The following is a 14,492-nucleotide window of genomic DNA, read 5'->3' on the forward strand; positions in this document are numbered from 1 at the left end:
TGGAAAGGATATGTGGAAGTTTATCCTCAGACGATTTTTAGTTATGATCCCGCAGCTCTTTTTATTGAGCCTTATCGTTTTCATGATGGCAAAAGCCATGCCGGGGGATGCTCTCTCAGGCCAGGAGCTCAATCCTAAGGCCAACCCTGCCGAGCTTGAAAGAATCAGGGAAGAGTTGGGATTGAATGATCCATGGTACCAGCAATATGCAAGGTGGGCAGGAAATGCTGTACAAGGGGACTTCGGAATCTCCTATACGCATAAAACGCCGGTTATGGATGTAATCGAGGACAGGCTGTGGAACACGGTGTTCCTGGCGTTGGTCACGCTGATTTTTACATATATGCTGGCTATTCCGTTAGGCATACTGAGCGGCAGGTATAACGATACCTGGATCGACAAATCCGTTACAGGCTATAGTTATTTGGGCTTTGGCACACCGATTTTCATCTTTGCACTGATCATGTTATTCATTTTCGGTTTTGCCCTGGATTGGTTCCCATCTGGAGGCAGTGTCGATTCCAAGGTGGAGGAAGGGACTTTCGCCTATGTTGTCAGTAAGATCAATCATTTGATTTTACCTGCCTTAAGTACGGCATTAATTGCCACGACAAGTACGATCCAATACTTACGAAATGAAATCATCGACAATAAAATCAAGGATTTCGTCAGGACGGCACGCTCTAAGGGAGTGCCCGAATCAAATGTATATTCGCGGCATATTCTTAGAAACTCCTTTTTGCCGATTGCGGCATTTTTAGGGTACGAAATTACCGGTTTGATCGGGGGCTCTGTCATAATCGAGACCATTTTCAGTTATCCGGGTCTTGGGCAGCTTTTCCTTAGTTCAGTGAGTCTTCGGGATTTCAGCGTTGTCACGGCCATCGTCATGATGACGGGATTTGCCACGCTGCTTGGCACACTTCTTTCGGACATCATACTCAGTGCGGTCGACCCGCGCATACGGATAGAATAGGAGCGGGGTGAGTCGTATGGAAATGAAGGTAGAAACAGGAAAAAACATACAAGTGCAAGATGTGAGCCCCTCAGGCATGAAAATCATTTGGCAGGAAATCAAAAAAGATAAGCTTGCGATGGGCTCATTAATTACTTTGGCAGCTATATTGATTTTTGTTTATGGCGCGGCCTTCTTCATGGATGCAAAGGAAATTGCCAAGGTCGATTTCCTCTCGATTTATTTAGAGCCATCTTCTGATTATTGGCTCGGGACGGATTATGGCGGACGTGATGTATACGGGCAGCTTATCGTAGGTACGAGAAACTCGTTCACGATCAGTTTGTTCATTACCTTATTCACGGCCATCATCGGGCTTTCGTTCGGACTCCTTGCCGGCTATTTCGGCGGTGCGACCGATAATGTAATCATGCGAGTCATCGATTTCGTGATTGCCCTTCCGCAATTGATGTTCATCATTGTTGTAGTTACAATCGTACCTGTATTCAATGTGTATGTGTTCATCTTGATCATGACGGTGTTTTTATGGACAGGAAAGGCGCGGCTAATCCGTTCAAAAGCTTTATCAGAGCGTGAGCTGGATTATATCCATGCCTCACAAACACTTGGAACGCCGCATTGGAAGATCATCCTATTTCAGCTTCTTCCCAATGTCAGTTCATTGATAATCGTTAACTTCATCTTGAACCTGGCAGGCAATATTGGCTTGGAATCCAGTTTGACTTTCTTGGGGTTCGGCCTTCCGGAGAGCACCCCGAGTCTTGGGACGCTCATCAGTTATGCTCGAAATCCCGATGTTCTGGAAAATAAGTGGTGGATTTGGGTACCCGCATCTCTCATGATTTTGGTGTTGATGCTGAGTATAAATTTTGTTGGCCAAGCGTTAAAACGCGCCGCCGATGCAAGGCAAAGAAGAGGATAAAAAAGGGGAGTGTATTGGAAATGAAGATCAAAGGCTATATGAAAGTATTAAGTGCATTGGCAATTTCGTCCATCCTGCTTGCTGCATGTTCGGATGATACCGAGAAATCGTCAACGAAAGAGAAAAAAGGGAAGGCGGTCGAGCAGGTCGATGCTTCTAAATTCCCGACAAAAACGACTAATCAGGCAGAGCCAATCAAAGGCGGTCACCTGACATATGGTTTGGTATCCGATACACCGTTTGAAGGAATCCTGAATAAAGTTTTCTATCAAGGCGATCCCGATAACCAAGTTATCTCATTCTTTGATGAGGATTTATTGGATACTGATGAAAACTATGTATTCACGAATGACGGCGCCGCTTCCTATGAAATTTCAGACGATCATAAAACGGTTACGCTGACGATTAAAGACAATGTTAATTGGCAGGATGGCAAGCCTGTGACAGGTGCCGACTTGGAATATGCCTACCTTGTAATGGGAAGTAAGGATTATAAAGGTGTGCGCTATGATGAACAAATGGCTTTAATCGAAGGTATGGAAGAATATCATGCTGGAAAAGCGGATAGCATTTCAGGTATTAAAGTAGACGGCAAGAAAATCATCTTCACATTCAAGAAAGGGAATCCATCCGTGACGACTGGCTTATGGACATATCCGCTTCACAAAGAATACTTAAAAGATGTTCCGATTGCAGATTTGGAATCATCGGATAAAATCCGGAAGAATCCAATCGGGTTCGGACCATTCAAAGTGAAGAAAATCGTTCAAGGTGAAGCTGTGGAATTCGAAGCGAACAAGGATTATTATCGCGGTGCACCTAAATTGGACAGTGTCACTTTGAAAGTCGTGAATCCTTCCGTTGTCGTAAAATCCCTTGAAAATGGTGACCTTGATGTAGCGAAAGTCCTGGCTGAGCAATATGATCAGGCCAAGGAACTTGACAATGTCGAATTATTAGGGAAAGTTGAATTGGCTTATTCTTATATTGGCTTCAATTTCGGTCAATATGACAAGGAAAAAGAAGAAAATGTCATGGACGAGAATCCGAAATTCAAAGACAAGCGTTTACGTCAGGCAATGGCATATGCCATCAACAATGAAGAAGTCGGCGAAAAGATGTTCAAGGGGCTCCGTTTCCCTGCCAACTCCGTCATTACACCTAACTTTAAATATAACAATAAAGATTTAAAAGCCTATGAATATAATCCGGAAAAAGCAAAAAAACTTTTGGATGAAGCAGGTTTTGTGGATACCAATAATGATGGCATTCGTGAAGATGCGGATGGGAAAAAATTCAAGATCAATTTTGCATCAATGAGCGGTTCCGATGTTTCAGAGCCGCTTGCAAGATATTATATCCAACAATGGGAGCAAGTTGGCATAGACGTTGAATTGTTGGATGGAAGGCTTCATGAGTTCAATTCCTTCTATGACCTATTGAAAAAAGATAATGACGATGTTGATATGTATCAAGCTGCATGGGGCGTCGCTTCCGATCCAGATCCATCAGGGTTATGGTCAAGGTCTGCGGAATTCAACTATACTCGCTGGGTGAACGATAAAAATGATGAGCTTCTAGCGAAAGGCATCTCAGAGGAAGCCTTTGATGATCAGTTTCGGATCGATACTTATAATGAGTGGCAAGAATTGATTCATGATGAGGTTCCTGTGATTCCGACATTATTCCGTTATGAATTGGCTGGAGTGAATGACCGTGTCACTGGTTATGATTTTCTGGCAGGACGCCAATATCAATGGCATAATGTAGGCGTTACTAAATAAGATAAGCGATGAATTCAATCGGCTGCCTGAATGGGCGGCCGATTTTTTTGTGTTTCAAGCGGCTGTATTAAGGTTATATAGATAATAGTAATTAATTGGAAGGGTGATTTGGATGGAAGTGAGAAATCCTAATGAAACAAAGAGGGAGTTAGAAATTTTGTTTACTGAATCGGTTGGCCGATTATTGAAGCCGCTGGAAGAGGAAATCATTGCGGACATTGTAGCCTATCCAGATGAAAAGAGAATAGCCTTCTTGGAATATATGAAGGAAATGTCCAACAAGCAAAGACAGCTAAAATAGTCAGGTGAACTTTCATCTACAAGGAGGGTTCTTAATGAGTAGTGAACAAATGAGCCGATATAAAGTTTGGCGCGATAAGTGGAAAAGGCAAATGAATATGGAGAATACGGCTATATACGGGATTGCAACATTGGTGATGGCGATCATGCCCGTTCTTGCCCATATTTAGATAAAATGATCGAAGGACCGTCTATTGACGGTCCTTTGTATGTTAAAAGCTGGCAGGAAAAGCTATAATAAGTAGGAAGGGAGAGATATACATGAGCATGATCAACGAAAAGGAAATCGTATCATACATAAAAGAGTTAGTGACGATACCTAGTCCCTCCGGATATACAGAGGAAGCGATTAAATACGCGGCCGAGTTCATGGAGAAAAGGAAGATTCCATACGAAATCACGAATAAGGGTGCGTTACTTGCTTCATTAAAGGGCGAAGATGACAGCAGACATCGTTTGCTGACGGCACATGTCGATACGCTGGGAGCGATGGTTAAGGAAATCAAGCCGAATGGCCGCCTTAAACTGACGATGATTGGCGGTTTTCGCTGGAATTCGGTGGAAGGGGAATATTGTAAAATCCATACTGCTGAAGGGGCAATCATCACAGGGACGATATTAATCAACCAAACCTCTGTCCACGTTTATAAAAATGCCGGAGATGCGAAGCGTGATGAAGAGACAATGGAGGTCCGGATAGATGCTGTCGTGAAAACGAAAGCGGAAACGGAAGCGATAGGCATTTCCGTTGGCGATTTTGTCTCTTTTGAGCCAAGAGTGGAAGTCACGGATACAGGATTCTTGAAATCAAGGCATTTGGATGATAAAGCAAGCGTCGGCATCCTGCTTCATATCATTGACCTCATTTCTGCAGGGAAAATCACATTGGCATGTACGACCCATTTCCTGATCTCCAATAACGAAGAAATCGGTTATGGAGGCAATTCCAATATCCCTGAGCAAACAGTCGAATATCTGGCGGTGGATATGGGGGCGATCGGTGATGGCCAAGCGACGGATGAATACAGCGTCTCCATTTGCGCGAAAGACTCCTCAGGGCCGTATCATTATCAATTGCGTCAACATCTTGTCGCCCTGTCCCAAGCCAATGCAATCGATTACAGGGTCGATATTTACCCGTATTACGGTTCGGATGCTTCCGCTGCAATCCGGGCAGGCCATGATGTTGTGCACGGTTTGATCGGACCGGGAATCGACGCTTCCCACGCCTTTGAGCGGACTCACCTTTCGTCATTGAAACATACGGCCAATCTGATCTTGCATTATATCGAATCAGAGATGATGTAAACAGTAAAAAGCCCACACTTCTTTCAATCCGAGTGTGGGCTTTTAAGTAGACAAAATATATTGTCAAGACTCGTCCATTTCTATAATGATAATTCTTGTGGCGGCTCACCATTGTTATTCATCAATCGGATGCTTTCCGGCTTGATTTGCAGAATGATATAGTTGGGATCATTTGGCCCTTCAAACCAATGTTCAAACGACTCATTCCATAATTTATCCTTTAGTTCCTGGGAATCGTTCACTTTTGATGTACCTGATATTTCTAAATATGAATCGCCTAACCCTTCATTCTCATAACCGATCAGGATATGGACATTAGGGTTTTTTTCAATTTCTTCAATTTTTTCCGTCTTTGAACTGGATGGGGTGTATAAAGTCAAATCGTCGTTGAAAAATGTCATGTAACGTGAATGTGGTTTGTTATTTTCTACAGATGATAAAACTCCTGTTTTAGAATCACTGATGATATTCAATATTTTTTCTTTTAATTGGTTTTGGCTCATCTCTGCACACTCCTTTTATTTTTTACTCTATTACTTTTCCTCTTTTTTCAATAAGTTAAACAAAATTCTGCAATTTGCCAATTCAATGAATGAATACTAATTGATGATGCCATACTAGTCATTATGTGTTCTGTATAGAGCAATTAATTATGTAAGGGTGAGTATAAGGCATGAATTGTGGTGAATTACTTATCATTGGCGGCGCCGAGGATAAGTGCCTGGAAGGCGAAGTGTTAAATAAATTTGTTCAGCTCGCTCTCCGTCATTCCGATGGCGGGATTGGAATACTCCCCACAGCGAGTGAGATCCCTGAAGAAATGAGCAAACAGTATATCAAGATTTTTAGAGCTTTAGGAGTTGACAGGGTTGAAGTGATCAAGCTGGATTCAAGGGAAGATGCAGAAAACCCCCTCATTTGCGAACAGCTAAAATCGCTTTCCGCCCTTTTCATAACGGGAGGTAACCAAAGCCGGCTGTCTGAACAGATTGGACAATCCAAATTCCACCAAGCCCTTTCGAAAGCGTGGCATCAAGGAATGGTGATAGCGGGGACGAGTGCGGGTGCTTCCATTATCGGTAAGCATATGATTGTCGCGGCAGATACGATGCTGAATGATGATAAGTTAAAGGTCGAGATCGGGATAGGTTTCGGCTTTCTGGATGGCCTTTTGATCGATCAACATTTTTCCCAGCGCGGCCGTTTCGACCGTCTATTAAGTGCTATTGCGGTGAATAAAGAATTACTGGGCATTGGCATTGATGAAAATACGGCCATTTTAGTTAAAGATGGGCTTTTTGAAGTTTTCGGACAACATGAAGTCTTGGTGCTGGATGGCAGCAAAAGTGATTACATCCACGTCACTGCCTCCGATAATGGCAGTGAAGAGCTGACTCTCACGGGATTCTGCCTTCATGCACTTACAAGGGGCTATCGTTTTGACCTGGTGACCAGGAAATTGTTGATGAAAAAGGGGATCCAACCATGATAATCAATCGAGTCCGTTATTTAAAAGGACCCAATTATTTTGCATATACACCGACGATCTGCATTGAATTGGATTTAGAGGAACTGGAAGAGAAACCTTCCGATACCATTTCAGGATTCAATGAAAAACTGTTGAATGCGCTCCCGAACCTAGGGAACCATACATGCTCCAAAGGCTATCGGGGAGGTTTCGCCGAGAGGCTGCGACAAGGTACATGGATGGCGCATATTTTGGAGCATATGGCGATAGAGCTTCAGAATATGGCAGGAATAGATGTCATTCGCGGAAAAACGGTCATGATGGAAAAGAAGGGACACTATCAAGTTACCTTTGAATATCAAGAGCCGGAAGCGGGTCTTCAAGCCTTTTTGGCAGCAAAGGAAATCGCGGAAGCCATCCTGAAAGGTGAAAAAGAGGTACATGTTCAATCATATGTTAAAAAAATAGAAGATTTATACTATAAAAATAAATTGGGACCAAGTACAGAAGCGATATTCATGGCTGCACAGAAAAAAAACATTCCTGTCGAACGAATTGGCGAGGATAGTTTACTTCGTTTAGGAACAGGTTCAAGGCAGAAGTATGTCCAGGCGACCATTTCAAGTCAAACTTCCAGTATCGCCGTCGAGAATGCGTGTGATAAATCGTTGACCAAATCGATTTTAAAAGGGTGTGGCCTTCCTGTTCCCGAAGGGGCGATAGCCCACTCCATCGAGGAAATTTTCGACGCGGCGGACAGGCTTGGTTTTCCGCTCGTTATCAAACCTTATAACGGCAGGCAGGGACAGGGGGTCATTACCCATATCAAGAATAAGGATGAACTTTTCAATGTCATCAATTGTTTGGAAGCGTACGTCGAGAAGTTCATTGTCGAACGGCATATAGAAGGACATGATTACCGTTTGCTTATCGTGAATGGGGAGCTCTTAGCCACAAGTTTGAGGCTTCCGCCCTATGTGATTGGAAACGGTAAAGAAACGATACGCAGATTGATAGAAAAGGAAAATCGTAATTCTTTGCGGGGCAATGGTCATGAAAAACCAATGTCTAAAATCCCGCTTACACATACCGTGACATGCTACTTGGAAAAAACGAACCGGACACTCGGCTCAATCCCTAAACAAGGAGAGCTGGTCCAAGTTGCCGGTAACGCGAATCTATCGACTGGAGGCAAAGCTATCGATGTAACGGAGCAGGTCCATCCAACCATAAAGAAAATGGCGGTTGCAGCTGCAAAAGCGATTGGATTGGATATTGCCGGAATCGATTTTATTTGCGAGGATATATCAATGCCGCTTGATCATTCACGGACAGCGATCATTGAAGTGAACGCTGCTCCGGGAATCCGGATGCATCATTACCCGAGTGAAGGGAAAAAAAGGGATGTAGGCAAAGCCATTATCGATTATTTGTTTCCGTCCCGGGAAGATGCTGCCATACCGATCATTGCAGTGACCGGAACGAATGGAAAAACGACGACGACCCGAATGATTCATTATTTCCTTTCAAACGATAAAACCATGGTTGGAATGACGAATTCCGATGGCGTCTATATAGGTGAAGAGATAGTGGATCAAGGCGATTGCAGCGGACCGATCAGTGCTGGAATGGTATTGGCCCATCCAGAAGTAGATGTTGCGGTTTTGGAGACGGCACGTGGAGGAATATTGCGTGAAGGCCTTGCTTTTCGCCAATGTAATGTGGGTATCATTACAAATGTGAGTGAGGATCATCTCGGCTGTGATGGAATGGATACGATGGAAGATCTTGTGAAATTAAAGCGCCTCATTGCCGAAGTCGTTATGGATACGGGGTATTGTATCCTGAATGCCGATGATCCGAAGGTGGCGCAAATGGGGGCATATACTGATGGGGAAGTCATTTATACCTCGACGGATCCCAGTCAGCCACTGGTGAAGGAAGCGATCAAGGGTGGTCAAAAGGTTTGGTTTGTTAATGAACAAGGCATGATTCTACATTCATCAGACAGTGTCACGCAACCGTTCATGGAATGCACCGAGATACCAATCACGATCTCGGGGATGGCCCGTCATAATATTGCCAATTTGCTTCAGGCATTAGCTGCAGCCCATACACAAGGTATATCGTTGGATGAACTACGAAAGAAGGCTGTCACATTTATGCCCGATACAAATTTGTCAAAAGGACGTTTCAATTTAAAGAAATTGAATGAACGAACGATCATCATCGACTATGCCCATAATGAGGCCGGATTGAAGGCGATATTCGAAACAGTGAGTGCCTATAACAGAAAACATCTTATCACTGTATTGGCCGGGCCGGGAGACCGTGTCGATGAGGAACTTATAAGGCTTGCCAAGGCAGCGGCCATCCATTCCGATTTATTCATCATCAAGGAAGATGATGATTTACGGGGAAGGAAGCCATTCGAAGTAGCCGAGCTGCTTCAGGAAGCTGCCGTAGAAGCAGGGCTGCATAAGGATCGGACCAGGATTGTTCTGAATGAATTGGATGCATTCGTCAACGCTTGGGAAGCATCTCGGCCAGGGGACCTGTTACTTTTCTTCTACACCGATTTCGAATATGTAGAGAAGTTTTTTCAAAAGGTTTCCAGCAATCGCTTATCGGCACAATAAAAGAACGTGCATTTCGCCAAGCGGAATGCACGTTCTTTATAATCAGCTTTTTTTGAGAATTGTCTCAGTCCCGGCGGCAGGGATGATGTGATCTTTTTTATATATGCGTTGCAGGATGATTGACTGAGCAATCATGAATAAACCACCGATTGACCAATACAATGGCAAGGCGGCAGGAGCGGAGAAAGAAATGAATAAAATCATTACTGGCGAGAGTAGGCTCATCAGCTTCATTTGTTTCTGCTGTTCCTCGGGCATTTGTCTCATGGAAATGACCGATTGGAAATAATAAATGACTCCTGCGATAATCGCCATGGCGATATTTGGCTGGCCTAGGCTGTACCAAAGGAAGTTATGTGTCGCAATTTCATGGGATCCTTGAATCGCATAATAAAATCCCATCAAGATCGGCATTTGGATCAAAAGTGGCAGACAGCCCATGTTTAAGGGGTTGACTCCATGCTTTTGGTAAAGCTGCATCATTTCCTGCTGCAGTGCCTTTTGTTTAGCCGGATCTTTCGTCTCTTTAATTTTTTGTTGAATGGCTGTCATTTCAGGCTTCAGGCCATTCATCTTCGTTTTCATGCTGAGCTGTGTTTTATATTGCTTGGCAGTCAAGGGAAGCAGGACCAGACGGATGAAAAATGTCATCATGATGATGCTCAACCCATAGTTACCATTAAATAAATTTGCATTGAATTCAAGCATTTTTGTCATTGGGTTGACCAAAGCTGTATGAAATGGACCGCTTGTGGCTGCGGAGCAACCTGATAAAAGGACCGTTGCCAGGATCAGTACCGATATAAGTAATACGCTTTTCTTTTTCAAAATAATTCCTCCTCGATTGTTATTATTGTTTAAACAACAAGTGGGAGGCTTGGTTCATCGGAATCATCGGGTGAATCCTTCTGACGGATAAATGTGAAGAAGCGTTGAGCACCGCGCCAGTCAAAAGTGCTGCCTGTATTGACAGGTGATTTACTTTGATCGGAATGGACGGACGCTTGATATTTATCATTCAAGTGTGATTGTTTTTTATTTAAGAAATAAAACGCAGCCAGTGGAAAGACAAAGGTCAACAAGTAACCTGCCCATACCGCATGACGAACGGTTTGATAATCGAATTCTAATAATAATTCCCACATAGGAATCCCTCATTTTTTCTAAGATAAGAAAATGTCGTTCAGTTGACTGCTAAAGTAAATGGTCATACTGAGTTTAAATCATTAAGAACACTATATCAAATTCTAATGCAATTAGGCCAAAAAATATAGGGATATTTTCAAAAAATAAACAGGGAATATTTTCACTTGATGAATTTGATGAGAAATGCTCGTGGATATTCCAGAAGCATGTTTGTATTGGAGGAGACGAATTGCACACATGGTCATACGTCTACATATGGATAAAAGGAAGTTCAATCATGAGGTGAAGATGTATGGAACCGTACGATTCAATTGATAAGAATCATAACTATTACCAATCTGGAAGCGATGTAAATCCGTATGTACGACCACAGAAGAACGAAAATGATTTATTGGCAGCACCTTATCCAGTTGAAAATGAACAAATGGTTGAGAGGATGCCTGGTCCTCCTGGGCCGTCTGGTTCTTACCAAGGCGGAGGGCAGCAAAATCCGCCGCGGCCGCCACAAGGAGGAGGCCCGCCGCATATGGCACCGCCTTTATTCATTCCACAGCTTACTGGAGATTTGATTAAGGCTATGGATTCAGGCTCAATGAAAAGATGCTTATACCAAAATACGTATGTTTGGCTAAGAAATGGCCGCTCGTTTTGGTTTTACCCCACTTATGTCGGCTATAATTCCGTAGCAGGATATCGATGGAGAAAAAGCCAACAAAGATGGTCCTATTATGGATCCGACGCAAGTGAAATACAGGCCTTTCGATGCTTTTAAAAAAAATGCATAAGGAATTTTGATTTCCCACAGTATTGGGAGCATTTATAATTTGAGCATGTCATTTCACTGCAGGTGCTTAGCTTTGCGGAGGCGGTCCTTGAGCCTGCTCGGTCTCCTTGGAAACGTATTCCCGTTGAAGTATCATTGTGCAAAAGTTTCAATAATGAGACAAAAAGGGTACGGAAAACGGCCCTTCCGTACCCTTTTTATTTTGTTTTATAACGGAATTCCTTCAAACATATCAATCCGAGAAATAATCAGGGAAATCGGAAATGATGCCATCTACCCTCATTTGCTCGAACATGCGCATGCGTTTTTTATTGTTGACTGTCCAAGTATATACTTTCAATCCATGCTTTTGGATACGCTGCTGAAACTTCGGATTCAGGATCGTTTGCTTCGGATTTAAAAATGATGCATACTCTGCTATTTCCTTTATTTTATCTTCAGCAATCCGTCGCTTTATTAAAACCCCCACTTGCACGTCCGGCATCAATAGATGAAATCTTTTCATGGATTCTGCATCAAACGAATGAACCATGATCGGATTAGTAATGGAGGCAGATTCGGTGAATTTCCTTAACTCTTCTGCAAGTTTTCCTTCAATGCCGGGATAAAGAGACGGATGTTTTATTTCAATCAAGAAGCCAGCTTCGGACCGGAATCCTTCCAATATTTCACTCAATAAAGGGATGCGTTCGTTTATGAAACGGGCATGAAACCAGCTCCCGGCATCCATTTCCTTTAATTGGGCAGCTGTAAAATCACGTATGTTCCCTTTACCGCTTGTCGTTCGATCCAGCGTTGGGTCATGATGAACCACGAGTACATCATCCTTACTAAGATGAATATCCAACTCAAGTACTTCGGCTCCCAATTCAATCGCTTTTTTGTAAGAAGCGATTGTATTCTCAGGGCAATATCCAGCGGCGCCGCGATGTCCGATTTTGAGGGGGGAATGCTGGATATTGAAGTTTTTTTGGAAAGCACGCTTCGAGCCAAGCTTAAGGACGAAGAGGACAAGTACGATTAACAAGATTATCAGGAAATATTCATTCATCGTTACACTCCTTTTAGGAACAAAAATAAACTCCTCATTATCTATACCCTAGCTAAAAGAAAAATAAAATAAGCCTTCCATTGTCAGCCTCATTTCACCATTTTACATGTCAGGTAAGGAAAAAGCATGCAACTAGATACAATGATATCCATTGTTGGAGAAAGGAAAAGGATTTATTGACAAGTTATGGAATACATATAATTGAAGGAACAATAAGGAGGGAAGCGAATGAAACAGAATTCTAAAAAGTGGAAGGGGAACCTTGGTTTATATTTTTCGGTTCCCGTTCTCTCTTGGGCACTATATGATTTTGCCAATACGATTTTTTCTTCTAATATCAATACGATTTTCTTCCCATTTTTTCTCCAAGAGCAAATAGGGGACAATGCTGTTCTTGACCAAATTGCCAGTACCTTCATTTCTTACGCAAATGCAATGGCCAGTTTGTTTCTTGTTTTGTTTTCACCGTTGTTTGGTGTCATGATCGATCGAACCGGAAGGATGAAAAAATATATCGTCATTTTTACACTCATTTCTGTGTTAAGTACATTTCTCATGGGGGTTTTTGGTGGAGTCTCGTTTGATGGAATGGTTCTTGGCATTCCAATTTCCTTGGCCATCGTCATTGTTTTATTTGTAATAGCTAAGTTTTTCTATCATTCAAGTCTCGTTTTTTATGATACGATGATGAGCGGTTTGGGTACGAAAAAGCAAATGCCGCTAATATCAGGGTTCGGCGTGGCAGTTGGCTACTTAGGAACGTTAATGGGACTGTCCATCTATCCATTCATCAGTAAAGGGAGCTCACATGAAGCATTTATGCCCACAGCCATATTATTTCTCGTTTTTTCCCTTCCCTTGTTCTTTTTAGTGAAAGATGCGCCAATAACGCAAAAAGCGAAACAACCCTTCCTATCCGGTTATAAGGAAATCAAGGCAACATTTAAGGAGATGAGGTCCCATCGCTTGATATTCACTTTCATGATCGCCTATTTCTTTTTGAACGACGCCATCGCTACCACGATTGGCATGATGGCTGTATATGCCAAGACTGTCGTTGGGTTTTCTTCAAGCGGGTTCATTTTACTTTACTTAGTTTCTACAATATCGAGTATCGCCGGCTCGTTTCTGTTTGGATATATCACACAGTCGAAGGGACCTCGGCCTGCCGTGACATATGTGGGGGTTCTGCTCATGGTCGCTTTATTTATCGCAGTCTTCGCACAAACCGCTCTTTGGTTCTGGATTGCAGGGAGTATGTTTGGCATTTCGCTCGGTTCGATGTGGGTGACATCAAGGACGTATATCATCGAACTGACGCCTGAGGAAAAGAGAGGACAGTTTTTTGGATTATTTGCCTTTTCAGGAAAGGTGTCGTCCATAATCGGTCCTCTTTTGTATGGAACGATTACATTGGTTTTTCATGACCTTGGGACATTGGCGAGCCGAATGGCACTTGGGTCACTGATCATCATGACGGCCATAGGACTGGGGTTTTTGTTTAAATTAAAGAAACTGGAAGAAGTTAAATGAAAAAAGGGAATGACCCCCTTTTAAACTGGGGTCATTCCTCCGATTTCTAACTTTATACCAAATTAAGGGTAACATCGACATTTCCGCGGGTTGCTTTTGAATATGGACATGTCGCGTGGGCCTTTTTGACAAAGTCTTGGGCTTCTTCCTTCTTCAAATCAGGAATTGAAATATCCAGCCGGACAGCTAATTTAAAGCCTCCATCTTCCTCATCTTTACCGATCGTGACATTCGCCGTCACGGAAGTATCGACTTTTTTCTTTTCCTTTTGCAGAACAAGATTCAAGGCACTATCAAAACAGGCAGCATAACCAGCCGCAAATAATTGTTCAGGGTTGGTTGCACTTTCACCGGAACCGCCTAGTTCCTTAGGTGACCTGACATCGAAGTCAAGAATTCCGTCCTCTGACTTAACATGTCCTTCACGTCCTCCGTGTACGGTTACTGTAGCTGTATATAATGGTTTCAATGAAAACAACTCCTTTTTTTATCGTTACTATCATTAGTTCCCCACTATAAGTCTTATTAAACAAAATGAGAGAGAGTTTATGAATCAAAAATGGTTTTAAATTGGAAGAATT

At 42.8% G+C, this 14,492-nt stretch carries 15 protein-coding genes; 10 read left to right on the plus strand and 5 right to left on the minus strand.

Annotation, left to right across the window (positions count from 1 at the left end; all coding sequences use genetic code 11):
* Nucleotides 1-10: 10 nt before the first annotated feature.
* From opp4B to ABE28_RS06700, 6 genes are all read left to right on the plus strand, one after another.
* Nucleotides 11-976, plus strand: coding sequence for an oligopeptide ABC transporter permease (gene opp4B / locus ABE28_RS06680; RefSeq protein ID WP_064466492.1), 966 nt, complete (start codon nt 11-13; stop codon nt 974-976).
* A 22-nt stretch (nt 977-998) separates the two neighbouring features.
* A complete protein-coding gene (locus ABE28_RS06685) occupies nt 999-1,898 on the plus strand; it encodes an ABC transporter permease (protein ID WP_064466895.1) in 900 nt (299 codons plus the stop codon).
* Nucleotides 1,899-1,918: 20 nt separating this feature from the next.
* Nucleotides 1,919-3,682: an oligopeptide ABC transporter substrate-binding protein gene (gene opp4A, locus ABE28_RS06690; RefSeq protein WP_064466894.1), complete on the plus strand. Its 1,764-nt coding sequence runs from the start codon at nt 1,919-1,921 to the stop codon at nt 3,680-3,682.
* Between the two features lie 112 nt (nt 3,683-3,794).
* Nucleotides 3,795-3,983 (plus strand): hypothetical protein, encoded by a 189-nt coding sequence (locus tag ABE28_RS06695; protein ID WP_034314269.1) that lies wholly within the window; start codon nt 3,795-3,797, stop codon nt 3,981-3,983.
* A 34-nt stretch (nt 3,984-4,017) separates the two neighbouring features.
* Nucleotides 4,018-4,152, plus strand: a complete 135-nt coding sequence (locus ABE28_RS25675; protein ID WP_257390733.1) for a hypothetical protein — start codon at nt 4,018-4,020, stop codon at nt 4,150-4,152.
* A gap of 97 nt (nt 4,153-4,249) precedes the next feature.
* Nucleotides 4,250-5,290, plus strand: a complete 1,041-nt coding sequence (locus ABE28_RS06700; protein WP_064466893.1) for a M42 family metallopeptidase — start codon at nt 4,250-4,252, stop codon at nt 5,288-5,290.
* A gap of 80 nt (nt 5,291-5,370) precedes the next feature.
* Here the strand turns inward: ABE28_RS06700 and ABE28_RS06705 are convergent, their stop codons facing one another.
* Nucleotides 5,371-5,793 carry a pyridoxamine 5'-phosphate oxidase family protein gene (locus tag ABE28_RS06705; protein ID WP_064466491.1) on the minus strand — a complete coding sequence of 141 codons (423 nt, stop codon included), beginning with the start codon at nt 5,791-5,793 and terminating at the stop codon, nt 5,371-5,373.
* Nucleotides 5,794-5,963: 170 nt separating this feature from the next.
* Here ABE28_RS06705 and ABE28_RS06710 point away from each other — a divergent pair, with 170 nt between their 5' ends.
* On the plus strand, nt 5,964-6,779 hold the full coding sequence (locus ABE28_RS06710) for a cyanophycinase (protein WP_064466490.1): 816 nt from the start codon (nt 5,964-5,966) through the stop codon (nt 6,777-6,779).
* On the plus strand, nt 6,776-9,397 hold the full coding sequence (gene cphA, locus ABE28_RS06715; RefSeq protein WP_064466489.1) for a cyanophycin synthetase: 2,622 nt from the start codon (nt 6,776-6,778) through the stop codon (nt 9,395-9,397). Before ABE28_RS06710 ends, cphA begins: the two co-directional genes overlap by 4 nt.
* Nucleotides 9,398-9,439: 42 nt before the next feature.
* Here the strand turns inward: cphA and yidC are convergent, their stop codons facing one another.
* A complete protein-coding gene (gene yidC, locus ABE28_RS06720; protein ID WP_064466488.1) occupies nt 9,440-10,225 on the minus strand; it encodes a membrane protein insertase YidC in 786 nt (261 codons plus the stop codon).
* Nucleotides 10,226-10,254: 29 nt separating this feature from the next.
* Nucleotides 10,255-10,542: a hypothetical protein gene (locus tag ABE28_RS06725; RefSeq protein ID WP_064466487.1), complete on the minus strand. Its 288-nt coding sequence runs from the start codon at nt 10,540-10,542 to the stop codon at nt 10,255-10,257.
* Nucleotides 10,543-10,835: 293 nt separating this feature from the next.
* On the opposite strand from ABE28_RS06725, the gene ABE28_RS06730 reads away from it, so the two are divergent.
* Entirely contained in the window at nt 10,836-11,315 is a 480-nt protein-coding gene (locus ABE28_RS06730) for a hypothetical protein (protein ID WP_257390734.1), read from the plus strand.
* Between the two features lie 244 nt (nt 11,316-11,559).
* Here ABE28_RS06730 and ABE28_RS06735 read toward each other — a convergent pair whose 3' ends face one another.
* Nucleotides 11,560-12,378, minus strand: coding sequence for a glycerophosphodiester phosphodiesterase (locus ABE28_RS06735; protein ID WP_083231973.1), 819 nt, complete (start codon nt 12,376-12,378; stop codon nt 11,560-11,562).
* A 228-nt stretch (nt 12,379-12,606) separates the two neighbouring features.
* Here ABE28_RS06735 and ABE28_RS06740 point away from each other — a divergent pair, with 228 nt between their 5' ends.
* Entirely contained in the window at nt 12,607-13,911 is a 1,305-nt protein-coding gene (locus tag ABE28_RS06740; RefSeq protein WP_064466486.1) for an MFS transporter, read from the plus strand.
* Nucleotides 13,912-13,963: 52 nt separating this feature from the next.
* On the opposite strand, the gene ABE28_RS06745 is transcribed toward ABE28_RS06740, so the two are convergent.
* Complete coding sequence (locus ABE28_RS06745; RefSeq protein WP_064466485.1) at nt 13,964-14,380, minus strand: organic hydroperoxide resistance protein; 417 nt, start codon at nt 14,378-14,380, stop codon at nt 13,964-13,966.
* Between the last annotated feature and the right edge of the window lie 112 nt (nt 14,381-14,492).

The sequence above is a fragment of the Peribacillus muralis genome, from assembly GCF_001645685.2.
Taxonomy (GTDB): Bacteria; Bacillota; Bacilli; order Bacillales; family DSM-1321; genus Peribacillus; species Peribacillus muralis_A.